9 protein-coding genes are annotated in these 14,137 nt (G+C 41.3%); 3 read left to right on the top strand and 6 right to left on the bottom strand.

Features of this window, described 5'->3' with window-relative positions; genetic code table 11:
• Positions 1–351 precede the first annotated feature (351 nt).
• A complete protein-coding gene (locus AAA970_RS05340; protein ID WP_338236235.1) occupies positions 352–1,323 on the bottom strand; it encodes an IS110 family RNA-guided transposase in 972 nt (323 codons plus the stop codon).
• 944 nt (positions 1,324–2,267) lie between these two features.
• Here AAA970_RS05340 and AAA970_RS05335 point away from each other — a divergent pair.
• The gene (locus AAA970_RS05335) at positions 2,268–3,908 is read left to right on the top strand and encodes a hypothetical protein (RefSeq protein ID WP_338236234.1); all 1,641 of its coding nucleotides are present in this window, start codon (positions 2,268–2,270) and stop codon (positions 3,906–3,908) included.
• Positions 3,909–3,913: 5 nt separating this feature from the next.
• On the opposite strand, the gene AAA970_RS05330 is transcribed toward AAA970_RS05335, so the two are convergent.
• From AAA970_RS05330 to AAA970_RS05320, 3 genes are all read right to left on the bottom strand, one after another.
• A complete protein-coding gene (locus AAA970_RS05330; protein WP_338236233.1) occupies positions 3,914–4,327 on the bottom strand; it encodes a hypothetical protein in 414 nt (137 codons plus the stop codon).
• Positions 4,328–4,683: 356 nt separating this feature from the next.
• Positions 4,684–5,322 carry a PQLLE family protein gene (locus AAA970_RS05325; protein ID WP_338236232.1) on the bottom strand — a complete coding sequence of 213 codons (639 nt, stop codon included), beginning with the start codon at positions 5,320–5,322 and terminating at the stop codon, positions 4,684–4,686.
• A 714-nt stretch (positions 5,323–6,036) separates the two neighbouring features.
• Positions 6,037–8,199, bottom strand: coding sequence for a glutamine synthetase III family protein (locus AAA970_RS05320; protein WP_053404400.1), 2,163 nt, complete (start codon positions 8,197–8,199; stop codon positions 6,037–6,039).
• A gap of 349 nt (positions 8,200–8,548) precedes the next feature.
• Here AAA970_RS05320 and mtaB point away from each other — a divergent pair, with 349 nt between their 5' ends.
• Entirely contained in the window at positions 8,549–9,892 is a 1,344-nt protein-coding gene (gene mtaB / locus AAA970_RS05315) for a tRNA (N(6)-L-threonylcarbamoyladenosine(37)-C(2))-methylthiotransferase MtaB (protein WP_338236231.1), read from the top strand.
• 420 nt (positions 9,893–10,312) lie between these two features.
• On the opposite strand, the gene AAA970_RS05310 is transcribed toward mtaB, so the two are convergent.
• Both AAA970_RS05310 and AAA970_RS05305 read right to left on the bottom strand, forming a co-directional pair.
• Positions 10,313–11,095, bottom strand: coding sequence for a T9SS C-terminal target domain-containing protein (locus AAA970_RS05310; RefSeq protein ID WP_338236230.1), 783 nt, complete (start codon positions 11,093–11,095; stop codon positions 10,313–10,315).
• Between the two features lie 221 nt (positions 11,096–11,316).
• Positions 11,317–12,564 carry an ABC transporter permease gene (locus AAA970_RS05305; protein WP_338236229.1) on the bottom strand — a complete coding sequence of 416 codons (1,248 nt, stop codon included), beginning with the start codon at positions 12,562–12,564 and terminating at the stop codon, positions 11,317–11,319.
• Between the two features lie 124 nt (positions 12,565–12,688).
• On the opposite strand from AAA970_RS05305, the gene AAA970_RS05300 reads away from it, so the two are divergent.
• Positions 12,689–13,960, top strand: a complete 1,272-nt coding sequence (locus AAA970_RS05300; protein WP_338236228.1) for an asparagine synthetase B — start codon at positions 12,689–12,691, stop codon at positions 13,958–13,960.
• The last annotated feature ends 177 nt before the right edge of the window (positions 13,961–14,137 follow it).

Genomic DNA, 14,137 nt, shown 5'->3' with positions numbered 1-14,137 from the left:
AAATATTTGAATTGAATTATTTTAATATATTTGAAATTCAAAGGAGGCGTTTACGTCTACCTTCTGTAGCTGTCTTTTTTAAGGCAGCTACTTCCATTTTAAGGGGGATTATCCCTTTTATTATTATCTTCAGGTTAATTCCTAAAGATTGTTATTGGCAAGCCTATAGTTGTTCTTAGGGATTGATTATCGGATCAATGGTTAAAGATTGCCGATTGCTTCTATGCCCGCCCGTAGATGGGGGCACTTCCCGTTTTTCCTTAGGCAACCTTCTGTTCTACGAACAAGAGACTTTGATCGCCTTCGACTGTCCTGGCACAATTTCGATGATATTGATTGTCATAAGGCTGTTCATTGTGCCAGAGGGTATACATTATCCTTAATAATTTGGACTGCACGGCCACATACCCTCATTTTGATATTTGTCTTTTTATATATCCGTTCCTGAAGCGCTTTAAATGCGCCCTTTTCATGCTTAACGACATTCAATGCTGCCATATGTAGAATTCTTCTAATGTGTGAATTTCCCTTTTTACTGATTGAAGTCTTTCCCTCTTTTTGACCAGACTGATTTTCCTGAACATCATATCCTGCATAGCTGGTAAGTTGCCGTAGGTTTTCAAATAACAAGAATCCGTTGGTTTCTGCAATTATGGTAGCTGCTGTGATGGGGCCGATCCCTTTGATGGAAGTTAAGAATTCGATTTTTCGGGCTAATTCCGGATCCTTCTGAACCACTTCTTTAATCTGCTCTCTACATTTAGAAATTTGTGTTTCTATCGCATCAATCGCCTCTTGCAGACATTGCTGAGCCTCTTCGACAATGATCATCGTGTGCTTAGCATGCTCCATTCTATTTTTCAAGCTTGTTTCTACCTTTAGCAAATCTTCCAATAAGCGGGTACGTCCCCTTAGCTGGTAGAGGTCTTTACTCATCGGCTCCCATTCTTTCAGATGTTGAAAAGCACCCATGAAGGCCAAACCTTTGGCGTCCATTTTATCATTCTTAGTTTTATGCCCGATGCTTTTCATATAGGATTTTGCCCGATTCGCCAGTACAACACTCAAACGGTGTGAATTCAGATTTAAGTACCAGGCGAGCTTCTCATGGTAATTTCCCGTGGCTTCCATGACAAAGCTTAAAGGCAAATCCAATTTACATTTCTTAGCAGCCCACGAAACTAATTCATCAAAGCCTTTCTCCGTATTTTTAAATTTTCTACTGCCTAAAACCTTTGGCTCACGATCCGAGAAACCTAAAACCAGGCTGACCTTAAAATCTGATTTGGCGATATCAACGCCTGCTACATACTTGATTTCCATAGTCCTTTACGATTTAATAAATACTCAATTTGTCACCAATCTTCATCGTCTTTTCTCATGATTGATACTGAATCGAGGGCAAGTTCCCACGTTCTTAGGTACTGTTCTAACTCTAAAGCTTGGGCAAAAAGGGGATTTCCTAAATTGCTAGATTGACAATAATGCCATCTTTCGAGCATATGTTCTTACTCCTTTTTGCTGACAAGCTATAATATAATGAAAATTGAATTATTTCGTTATCTGCTTTATAGAAGTCAAGATATGAGAGCATGTTTAAAAGCACACGATCCGGCTAATAATTCGAATTATTGGAAGCGATTTTGGATAACTTCTCAAAAATAGCGATGCTATTCTCTCCAAATAATCCTTTATCGCTTCAGTAATACTTCAAATTTTCGCTGTGAATTTTGGCTTTTAAACACGCTCTCATTCAAAAAGACTGATTTTGGGGAGATCGTCGAAACAATTCTAGCGAAAATGCTTCGATGAACCCTTTTGGATTTCATTCCATACGAACTGGAGCCGGATTATGTATTCCACAAACCTCATTTACCTGCATGGCGGGAAAAACGAAGGAATAATTGCCAATTTCGAGTTTCCTCCTACGAGGTAGAGGAATGAGGAAAAAGCAAGCTTGCTCTAATTTGAGCTAATAAAAAATCAACGAATCCAATCTCATAGAATTATTAGTGACATCGTTAGGTCGAATTAATAAATCTAGAGGTGAATAAGTCAGGTTTAGTAGTTTCGGCTTTAGTTTCCGACAATACCTAAGCCAAAAGGCCATCGAAAATCCTATTTCGATGGCCTTTTTCATATCACCCTTCGATGATTAACCTCTTTTATTCCAAATTCCTTTTAAAAATTTAATTTTATTTAACCCAACCTCCTCCAATATTTTTTAATTTAAGCTCTTAAACTTTTTATTCTGCTAATTATTATCTATGATCTTTATTATTCTCTGCATCATTGCATTATTAACCCTGGGAACTGGTATCTATTTTTTCTTACCCACCTTTGCCTATGGTTATTTTGGACTTCCCTTCTTGTTGGTGGTCGTACTATTACTTCTTTTTAGTGTAAGCAGAGCAGTAGAGGGTAATGCCCCACAGAAAAAATTCTCCGGATTCATCTTATTGATCACCTTTTTCGTGATCAGTTACCTCACCATCGTTTCTTTCGTTTCTACCGCACCTATCATACATGCCGATGATTATCAGGTATTATTAGGTAAAGTCAAAGAGGGAGATAATTTCGCCAAACAGATCTCCCCCATTTCTGTGGAGGAAATCCGAACGGTGGATCAGGCTGTAGCAGAACGTTTAGGAGATAAAATTTTGGGCGCCAAGCCTGCCCTGGGCAGTCAGGTGGACCTGGGAGAGTTCACTATTCAGCAATTTCAGGGAAAACTTTATTGGGTAGCCCCCTTGCTTCACTCCGGATTCTTCAAATGGTTAGACAACAGGCAGGGAACTCCAGGCTATGTAATGGTATCTGCCACCAATGAACGTGACGTCCGCCTCGTACAGGAAATTGATGGCCGCCCGCTCAACATCAGGTATCAGCCCAATGCTTTTTTTGGAGACAACCTCAAACGTCATTTATTCTTCAATGGCTATGCCTCTAAGGGCTATACTGATTACACTTTTGAAATCGATGAAAAGGGTTGCCCTCATTGGGTAATCACCCAATATGAAAAGAAAGTGGGCTTTTCAGGCAAAGAAGCTATTGGAACCATCATCGTAAATCCGGAAACCGGAGCTCAACAAGCCTACACCATCACTGAAACACCGGAATGGGTGGATCGCATTCAGCCCTATGATTTTGTAAAAGAACAATTATCCGACTGGGGCGAATTTGTACAGGGTTACTGGAATTTCTCTAATGAAAACAAGCTGAAGCCAACTGAAGGGATGTCATTAGTTTTTGGCGCAGATGGCAAAAGCTATTGGTACACAGGATTAACTTCCGTGGGAGCTGACCAGGGGACCGTAGGCTTCATGTTGATCGATACCCGCAGCAAAGACGCCACCTGGTTCCAACAAATCGGCGCTACAGAAACGGCTGCTATGTCTTCTGCCGCAGGAAAAGTCCAGGAGAAAGGGTATGGCGTCACCTTTCCGGTGACTTATAATATTAATGGCATTCCCACCTATGTGATGTCTTTGAAAGACCGAGGCGGATTAGTAAAGATGATCGGAATGGTTTCTGTTGAAGATTACACCATTGTTGGCGTTGGCAATAATATCAAGGAATGTTTACGCGCCTACAAGAATGCAGTCAATAGCAAGGGACACCTCAATATCCCTTCAGAGAATAAAAACACCCTGCAGCTAGAAGCTAAAGTATTAAGGGTCGGTAGTGACGTAAGAAATGGCAATATGAATTTCTATCTGGTACTTACGGGAGCGGAAGACCGCATTTTCATCGGTAATACCATGATTTCCAACGAGCTTCCGGTCACCCAAAAAGGAGATTTTGTGAAGGTCACCTATGACGATGACCTTAGCCAATTGGTAGATCTGGTAGATTTCAACAATTTGGATATCAAGCCAAGAAACGAAGTCCAAACAGTAGAAAATTAATATCTTTAGGATTGGTCGCATTTGATCAATAACTCAAAAGGGCTTTTATCCTGATCCAGGGTAAAGGCCTTTTTTTCTTCTACTGAAAGCCGCGCATCATTCGGATCCGTAATCAGGAAATAAGTCAGCTTCTCACCGTCGAATTGAGCATGAACACCATATAAACGCTCATCCCCTACTTCAGTTAGCATCTCTTGTTCCACTTCTGTAATAAAATCCTGAATATCTTGGGCTGATTTCACTTCAATGCTATTACGCTCAAAGTTAAAGCCCCAATCCACCGTGGCGACCATCTCTCCCCAATCCCAATTGTCCATGAACGACTCCATCCTGGGACCTTCCCCTTGAAATTCAGAACAACCCCATAATACCAAGGCACTTATCAGGGTTAATGTGTAGACTTTAGATCGATTACCCATGATTAAAATAAGATTGATTTGATTTAAAGTTAAAAAATTTATTCAAATAATTAAATCAACCTCCACCCTCCGACATCATTTACGCACCTAAAGCATTAACATACTGAAAATAAGATCTATTTACCCCCCCTGTTATTACAATGCTCATTGCCGAAATGAAAAGGATTTTAGTGAAGCAATTCCCATCCCAGACTTCCCCATGATTACTTTTTGTTCAAAAAAGAAAGAAGCCGTAGCACAAACGCCCACGGCTCTCAACAATATAGCAATCTGGATGAATTTTCGAACAAATGGGGGATGAACCGAGGTCATCCCCCCCTACTTTTTGTACAACTATCAAAAATAAATGAACACTTTTACTTAACCGTCACCCCTAAACCTTCAAGGAGCTGCTCATTGTCCTTCAGAGCAATGCGTGCCACCTGAATAAAATCACTCATCCACAACTGCAATCTTTCGAATTGTTCTGACTTCACTGCATTCATGGACTGTAAAATGCCTCGATGACGCTGCACCTGTGACTTTTCATTTTCAATTAAGCCAAACTCCCTTATGGCGGACTTCACTACTCCCTCATTGATTTTCACTGCTTTTAACGCTTCAGTCAGCTGCTGGTCTCCCTTCAAACCGTAATAAAACCTTCGCATGGACAACATGCGTTCTGACATATTATCACCACAAGGGGCCACCAAATCAAGTGCTCTCAAAACAGGCTCCTGAGCTTTGAATTTTACCATAGCCAGCTTTCGATGTTCTCGATATCTCGCTTCAAATTTCTTAAATCGCTTTTGATAGGCAATAATAGCCTGTTCCACCTCAAAACTTAATTTTCGAGTAGCATCTGATGCCTGCACATAATTCTCATAAAGTAAATCACCCTCTGCGATCGTTTCTTTGGTATAACCATACTCGGCTAAATATAGCCCTACCAGTGGTTGGCTGATGGCAGTATCCAAGGCAGCTCTGATCACCCCCAACCTATTCGTCTCTTTCATAAGTGATGATTTAATTATTCAATATAAGTTAGTCAAATCGGATTATGTAAAAATAGGAACGCCAGCCCTCTTCGAAAGGTTAAATTCAAACCACATCACTACATATAAGTTTTTCCTATTTTTTTTATAAATATTTTCTCTAAAAGAAAGAAACCCTTTATTCCAATTGCCATTTTAGACAAGTCTTATTTTATTATTCATCCCAATCGATCCCCAAAAGCCATAACCTGCCCCTATACAAAATCATTCATCGAAAAACTTTACCCTATTTAGGATGCTAAGAACCGCTTTTAACTTCTCAAGTCACTCTTTTTTTCATTCAATCGTTCAGAAACATGAAAAACTTGTCTAAAATTAACAAGAGCGATGCGCAAAAAGTGCCTATTTCAATTAGGAGCGTTATTCTTCCCCTCTCAACTCAAAAAAAGAACAATCACCTCCAGCTGAGAAAAATCATTACAAAAAAATATTAAAAAAAAACATCAAATGCTTTTTCTCTTTTTTTTACCATTAAATACAGACTATTTTCATCAAGCACCCAGTCCCTCATCAAAAAATACATCCAGCCCCTTATGTTTTTTGCTACAAGATTTCCGCAGTAATTTTATAGCTTTTCATCGTTATCTAGCAATTGGTTGTTTCGAACATTTAAGCACAAAAAAACCTCAGCCCTAAAGGGAACTGAGGTTTTTAAATCTTTTGCTATACTATTAATTAACGTAAGAATAACAACTCACGGTATTTAGTCAATGGCCAATCTTCATTGTCAACATAAAGCTCCAACTTGTCAACCGCATAACGGATCTCTTCGAAATACTTTTCTTTGATACCAAAGCAGTAAGCTTTTGCTTTCTCAGTAGCATCCTCGATCTGATTCACTTCCTTACGGGCGTTCGTCATGTTGGTGATCGCTACTTTCAGATTAGACAAGTGCTTGTTGATTTTTTCGATAGTAGAAACAATCTCTGAATTATCGATTCCAAGATCCTTAAGCCCCTGAGCGTTTTGGATCAATTTGTTTTGATACTGAACAACGGTAGGAATGATATGGTTCGCTGCAAGGTCACCCATTACACGAGACTCAATCTGAATCTTGTTAATGTAGTTCTCCTGAAGGATTTCAACACGTGCATGAAGCTCACGCTCCGACAATACATGGTGCTTACCGAACAAAGCAACCGCTTTATCAGAAATGTAAGCCTCCAATGCCTCTGGAGTAGTCTTAATATTTGGAAGACCACGCTTCTCCGCTTCAACAACCCACTCATCAGAGTAACCGTCACCTTCGAAACGAATCGCTTTAGACTCCTTAATATAACGACGCAATACGTCAACAATTGCCAAACGCTTTTCTTTTCCGCCTTCGATAGCTGCATCAACCTCATCAGCAAACTGCTGAAGCTGTTCTGCCACAATTACGTTCAATACTGCCATTGGGCCTGCACAGTTCGCATCACCACCCACTGCACGGTACTCAAATTTGTTACCAGTGAAAGCAAATGGAGAAGTACGGTTACGGTCAGTGTTATCCAACAAGATTTCAGGAATCTTGTCAATACCTAACTTCATGTACATGTTATCGCCTTTCTCTACCTCAACATTACCGTTGTTTTCCAACTCATCCAATACAGCAGTCAACTGCTGACCGATGAAAGCGGAGATAATGGCCGGAGGAGCTTCGTTTGCACCCAAACGGTGATCGTTACCTGCCGAAGCAGTAGACGCACGAAGCAAATCAGCATGTTCGTGAACCGCCTTAATGGTGTTTACGAAGAAAGTTAGGAACTGCAAGTTCTCACGTGCAGAAGAAGATGGCTGCAACAAGTTAACCCCCTGATCAGTGATCAAAGACCAGTTGTTGTGCTTACCAGTACCATTCAGATTAGCGAATGGCTTCTCGTGGAACAATACTTTCAGGTCATGGCGCTCCGCCACTTTGTCCATCAAGTCTTGCAATAATTTATTATGATCAGAAGCTTTGTTTACTTCCTCGAACAATGGTGCCACCTCATACTGAGAAGGAGCTACCTCATTGTGACGAGTAGAAACAGGAATACCCAATTTCAAAGCCTCGATCTCGAAATCCTTCATGTAATCTAATACACGAGGAGCAATAGTACCAAAATAATGATCATCCAACTGCTGACCGCGCGCTGGAGCGTGACCGAACAATGTACGACCAGACATTACCAAATCAGGACGTGAGTAATACAATCCTTTGTCAATCACAAAGTACTCTTGCTCACAACCCAAAGAAGCAGTTACGTGGTTTACGTTACGATCGAAGTAACGACATACACGAGTGGATGCTTTATCTACTGCCTCGATTGCCTTCAACAAAGGAGCTTTGTAATCCAAAGACTCAGAAGTATAAGAAACGAAAACGGTAGGAATACAAAGTGTATTACCAAAGATAAAAATTGGAGATGATGGATCCCAGGCGGTATAACCACGTGCCTCGAAAGTAGAACGGATACCACCGTTCGGGAATGAAGAGGCATCCGGCTCCTGACGGATCAAAGCTTCACCTTTCAAACGCTCAAGTCCTGCAAAGGCATCAAAGAAAGAATCGTGCTTTTCAGCAGTTGAACCGGTAAGTGGCTGGAACCAGTGAGTATAATGTGTAACTCCTTTGTCCATTGCCCAGGTCTTTACTGCAGCAGCAATCGCATCAGCAGTATCAACGTCAATCTTTTTACCATTCTCAATGGCATCTTTTACTCTTTTGAAAGTATCAGGAGCCAAGGTGCGCTTCATTTTCTCTAAGTCAAATGAATTTACACCGAAATAGGATGAAATCGGTTCTGCTGGTTCCTCCACCTTTACAGCGGATCTTTTAGAAAGCTCTTCTAGCGCTTTGAATCTCAAATGTGCCATTTCAGTTCTTGTAGGGTTGAAAATTAACGTGATTTCTTACATATCTTAAATCACGGCTGTATTAACGGCTCAAATATAAGCCTGAATTATTTACAAACACAAGGTATCAATCAATTTTGGCTAAAAAAACACCCCTACGTAATATTTACGATCTTTTCAAAAAACAATTTCTGAAATACGAATCTCAAAATCCTACTCCCTTATCAGTCAATCAGTTTGCAGAATTAGAAAAATATTAATTGAATGATTAAAATATGTGAATATATTATTCTAACTAACACATCGCCAACTGTTATTTATTGCGCTATCAGAGCAAAAAACGGCCAAAAAATCACTACCTTTGCGCGCTATGAAAAAAGTTGCGTTTTATACTTTAGGCTGTAAGCTTAACTTTTCAGAAACCTCCACTATTGCCCGCAATTTCGAGGAGAGAGGATATCGAAAAGTCGAGTTTGATGCCAATCCGGACATCTTCATTATTAATACATGCTCAGTAACCGACAATGCGGACAAGAAATGCCGCAAAGTGGTGCAGGAAGCAATGAAGATTAACCCGAAGGGGTATGTGGCCATCCTCGGGTGCTACGCACAGCTTAAACCAAAGGAGATTGCGACCATTGATGGCGTGGATGCCGTATTTGGTGCTGCAGAAAAATTCCGCCTATTGGACATTTTGGATGAGAACTTCCAACCCAAGGTGGATCCATTTACCCAGGAAAAGAAAGCAGAAGTATACTATTCCGATATAGAGGATGCGTTGGATTATCATAACGCCTATTCCTTAAATGACCGCACCCGAACTTTCCTGAAAGTGCAGGACGGCTGCGATTACCCATGTACTTACTGCACTATTCCAATGGCCAGGGGAGCGAGCCGATCCGATACGATTGAGAATGTTGTGAAATCCGCCAAGGAGATTGTCGCAGCAGGCGTTAAGGAAATCGTTTTAACCGGAGTAAACACCGGAGATTTCGGTATCCGTAATGGACAGCGGGAAGATAAATTTGTGGATTTGGCGAAAGCCCTGGATAAAGTGGAAGGTATTGAGCGCATTCGTATTTCTTCTATCGAACCGAACTTATTGACAGACGAAATCATTGAGTTCACGGCACAGTCTGAGAAATTCGTCCCACATTTCCATATTCCTTTACAGTCCGGCTCACCGGAGATCCTGCGATTAATGAAGCGTCGCTATAAAAGAGACCTTTATGCGGACCGCGTCAAGAAGATTAAGGAACTGATGCCCCATTGTGGTATCGGGGTAGATGTGATCGTAGGCTTTCCCGGCGAAACAGAGGAACGCTTTCTGGAAACTTATAACTTCCTGAGCGAATTACCAATCTCCTACCTACACGTATTCCCCTATTCTGAGCGCCCGAATACCGAAGCGGTAGATATGGGAGAAGTGGTGCCGGTTAAGGAAAGAAGCAAACGCGCAAAAATGCTTCGTATCCTTTCTGAAAAGAAAAGAAGACAATTCTACCAGGAACATATTGATAAAAACTACACCGTATTATTTGAGGATGAAATCCATGAAGGTAAAATGCTTGGATTTACTGAAAACTATATACGTGTGGCAGCCAAATATGACCCAATGCTGATCAATGAACTGAAGCAGGTGAAGATGAAAAACATCAATGAACAGGGACAGATGGAGATTGATGAAATCGAAACCATATTCGAAAAACATTAACCCGGATTATCAATGCTTTAATCCTCGTTTAACTGAAAGGCGGGAAAAATGAAGAAATAGTTTTCTATTTTGAGTTTTTTCCAACGAAACAGATGAATGAGGAGAAAGCAAGCTTGTCCAAATTCGGGCTAATTCAAAGCTAAGACAACGATTTGTATTCATCTTACTATAAGCAACTTGCACTTGCCCGGTAAATTTAGCGGTAATAATTAGAGTTAATAAGCCAGTCCCAAAAATAAAAAAAAGGGAAAGCTTCAGAGGCATTCCCTTTTTTTTCACTTTTCAATAGAAACTCTCCGAAAATCACGAAGCAGAGAACCCACCCTTCAGCAAGTAAAGGATACATCTGGAGGAAGAACAAAAAAAAGACTGGTCAACACCAGCCTAAGATCACTAAAACACCTGCGACTAAATTCCGCCTTATTTTTTATAAAATTTCTTTCTTTGCTCCCCTACAATTAAATAGTATAAACCAGTCTCCGCCTGACTCATATCAATTTCCTTTCCGGCACCCCCCACAATAAAATTCCCATAAGCATCTTCCACCTCATAAGCCACCGCTTTATTCAGATACAGCTTAGTAGAAACGCGTTCCGGGTAAAAAGTAACAGGGTCCTGAAAATTTTCATAATCCACCACTTTAGAATAGAAAGTCTTTCCAACGGAGGCCAGAAATCGAATTCGATAGCGATTATTCCCTTCCTGATGCGTCACCGGCAACTGAAAAGATTCCCTATCCATATTATCCGATTGATGACTACCGGCTATAGTCCACTTCCCGTCCACCAGTCTTTGCAGGATAAAAGTTCCGTCAAGGCCATTTCCATCCACCGTCCATTTTATATTTTGCTCATTGGCCGATATTGCCAGGAAGGTAAATTTCACTTTAGGTCGCAATACTTGCGGATTAATTACCTTTGGAGGCAAAGCCCCATCATACGTAATGAGCACCTTAACGGAATCATCCACCTTTAACGTATTTAATGGAATAGTGTAGGCTGAGGAAGTGGGATGCGCTAAAACTTTGGTACCGTTCAAAAAAACTTCAGCTGTTGCAAAACCGCCATCCGGCAATTCGGGATTCTGCACATATAGGTCTCTCCCCTGATAAAGGCCACGAATAACCAATTCCCCGGCAACACCTAATGCCGGCAGAAAACACAGAAAAAAAATAAAGATACTATATGCTATTCGAAGACCCATAAAGTTTATTCGACTCCCGTCAGTCAGATGTTACAAATAAAATAGAAACAACGAAGGAAAATGACGCAAATTTCTCGGGATGTGACATCCCCAAATTCCGCTTTTTATTTCATTTTACACATCAAAACGACCAAAAAAGCCACGAAAACCATCATTTTTTTACGCAAACAGGCATTTTCTTACAAGAACCATCCCTTTTAACAGTCTTTCGTATCCACTTTTTATTCAAAACGAAGGGACTCAATTGGATCTAACTTAGAAGCTTTAGCCGCTGGCATATAACCTGAAATCACCCCCACCAAAACGGACACTACAAAGCCGAGGAACATCCACTCCACAGGAAAAACCAGGCCTTTAGCATCCACCGTACGCGCGACGACATTCCCAAAAATAAAACCCAGCAAAACGCCGGCAAATCCACCAATCAGACAAATGGTAATGGCCTCAATCAAAAATTGTTGTTTAATTTTGGCCGGAGTAGCCCCCAACGCCTTCCTCACTCCAATCTCACGGGTCCTTTCGGTTACCGACACCATCATGATATTCATCAAACCAATGGCCGCTCCCAAAATAGTAATAAAACCAATCCCTATAGCCCCAATCTTCAACTGACCCGAAATTTCATTCAGGCTTTCGGCGAGACTTTGATCTCTTTTGATTTCAAAACTATTCTCCTCCCCAGGACGGTCCTGGCGAATAGCACGCATAATTGGCGTAGCCCGACCTATTGAAGGCTCAATTTCCATGGCCGCCCCAAGCCCAACCTTCAGGTTATAATTTAACTGACTGCCCGCCGAAAGCATTCTTGCTTTTTCAATCGGAATCATAATCGCCCGATCCACTCCCTGATTATTATTCAAAGCCCCCTTGCTTTTTAACACCCCCACAATCCTGAAACTTGCCCCATAGGCAGTAATAAACTTTCCTACAGGGTTTATTCTTTGCCCTACCGGAAATAATTTGGAAGCAATAGCATCTCCCAGAATCACCACCGGCGCCCCGCTGCTTACTTCGTTAGGCGTCAGGTCACGACCATAAGCAAACTCCGCATCTTCCAGCGTCAAATAATTATGGTCAATCCCGACAATCCGAACATTTGGATTCGTTTTCTCCGAACCAAACTTAATTTCTGCATTCCAGCTTAAATAAGCCGACAAGGACATGGTTTCCTCTCCTTGAAATTTCTCCTGAAAACGCTGAAACTCGGCATACTTGATGGGTGGGAAAATTTTTCGGGCTTTACCACCTTCGTTGCCCCTTGAATTATTATTAATAGACCTCAGCGTATAGGTATTCGCACCTAATGAACTTAAATTCCCCTCAATACTTGCCTTCATGCCATCAATGGCAGTAATAATCCCTACCAAAGAGCTAATTCCAATAGCAATAATGGTTGCGGTCAGGGACGATCTTAACAGATTTCCTTTAATCGAGGTAAGGCCTTCTTTAAAATTTTCGAGGAATTGCATAGGTTTAAGGAAAATTACAACGTATTAAACGATAATAAGTACAATTTATTAGAGTTAAATAAAAATGTGAACAAAGTCCTGCTGTTTTCACTATTTATTATATAAGCGGTTATTATTCCAGACTATGAAATACCAACACTCCCGTCTCCTTCTCACTTTATTCCTAATACTGTTTAGTTTGCAGGCCAGGGCCATGTATTTATTACTACCCATGGATCAAAAGCAAACCAATCACCTAAAAGCTTATGGCATCGCTTATTGGATCTTGGATCAGGAACAGGAAATCTCCTGGTTACTGAACTATCGAGGGGGCAGCTTTATGGTAAAATACAGCCAGAAATTTGAGAATGAATGCGTCATTCGGGGCGTTTCCTATGAGGTGATCTCTGATGGACAATCCAACCAGATTGTGCAACAACTCGCCTCCCCCACCACCAACACCGACGTCATGAAACTGGAGAAGCCGCCTAAGATTGCCGTTTACACTCCAAAAAGCAAGCAACCCTGGGATGATGCCGTCACCCTGGTCTTAACTTATGCCGAGATCCCTTACGAGGTGATTTTCGATGATGAGGTCATGTACGGAGACCTCCCGAAATACGATTGGCTTCATTTGCATCATGAAGACTTCACCGGTCAGTATGGTAAGTTCTATCGCGCCTATCGTTATCAAGCATGGTACATTGAACAACAAAAGGAGTTTGAGGAATCTGCCAGGAAACACGGCTTCAACAAAGTATCAGAAATGAAATTAGCAGTGGTCAAACGTATTCAGGAATTTGTTTCCGGCGGGGGCTTCCTGTTTGCCATGTGTTCTGCCACTGACACCTTTGACATTGCACTTTCCGCTGATGGCGTTGACATTTGCGAATCCATGTATGACGGCGATCCGGCTGATCCGCATGCCCAGCAAAAACTGAATTATGAACCCTGCTTCGCCTTCACCGATTTTTCCATCAATCGAAATCCGATGGAGTATGAATTTTCCAATATTGATAATCAGGAAATGGAGCGAGGGCTTTCGGAATCCAATGATTATTTTTCCCTATTCGAATTTTCCGCCAAATGGGACCCGATCCCAACCATGCTGACTCAAAACCATGATCGTATTATCAAAGGTTTTATGGGGCAAACCACTGCCTATAAAAAGAAACTCATCAAATCTGATGTAGTCATTATGGGGGAAACCAAGTCCATCGATGAGGCGCGCTATGTGCATGGTGTCTTTGGAAAAGGCTTCTGGACTTTCTATGGCGGACACGATCCGGAGGATTATAAACACCTGGTGGGAGAAGAACCCACAGATCTGAATCTTCACCCCAACTCCCCGGGATACCGATTAATCCTCAATAATATCCTATTCCCGGCGGCCAAAAAGAAAAAAAGAAAAACCTAATGTAATTTAGAATGATTACAAAAAGCCCGACCCTAATTCTCGATAGGGTCGGGCTTTTTGGGCTTAACCCCCTCAGGCACCGCTGAAAGCTCCTTTTCCTCCGATCAGCGATCGATAGAAGTTTAGAAAGTATAGGGGAAATTTATCTGACAATCTGTCAGTTTTACCATCAATTTA

Origin of the sequence: Persicobacter diffluens, assembly GCF_036244895.1 — a bacterium.
In the GTDB taxonomy this organism is placed as follows: Bacteria; Bacteroidota; Bacteroidia; order Cytophagales; family Cyclobacteriaceae; genus Persicobacter; species Persicobacter diffluens.
Note: the sequence above shows the minus strand (reverse complement) of the source record. Positions and strands in the feature narration are given on the sequence as shown.

Bases quoted from the DNA above. Each gene is read 5' to 3' on its own strand.
- AAA970_RS05310 (WP_338236230.1), bottom strand. From the start codon at position 11,095: ATGGGTCTTCGAATAGCATATAGTATCTTTATTTTTTTTCTGTGTTTT.
- AAA970_RS05340 (WP_338236235.1), bottom strand. From the start codon at position 1,323: ATGGAAATCAAGTATGTAGCAGGCGTTGATATCGCCAAATCAGATTTT.
- AAA970_RS05320 (WP_053404400.1), bottom strand. From the start codon at position 8,199: ATGGCACATTTGAGATTCAAAGCGCTAGAAGAGCTTTCTAAAAGATCC.
- AAA970_RS05305 (WP_338236229.1), bottom strand. From the start codon at position 12,564: ATGCAATTCCTCGAAAATTTTAAAGAAGGCCTTACCTCGATTAAAGGA.
- mtaB (WP_338236231.1), top strand. From the start codon at position 8,549: ATGAAAAAAGTTGCGTTTTATACTTTAGGCTGTAAGCTTAACTTTTCA.
- AAA970_RS05330 (WP_338236233.1), bottom strand. From the start codon at position 4,327: ATGGGTAATCGATCTAAAGTCTACACATTAACCCTGATAAGTGCCTTG.
- AAA970_RS05300 (WP_338236228.1), top strand. From the start codon at position 12,689: ATGAAATACCAACACTCCCGTCTCCTTCTCACTTTATTCCTAATACTG.
- AAA970_RS05325 (WP_338236232.1), bottom strand. From the start codon at position 5,322: ATGAAAGAGACGAATAGGTTGGGGGTGATCAGAGCTGCCTTGGATACT.
- AAA970_RS05335 (WP_338236234.1), top strand. From the start codon at position 2,268: ATGATCTTTATTATTCTCTGCATCATTGCATTATTAACCCTGGGAACT.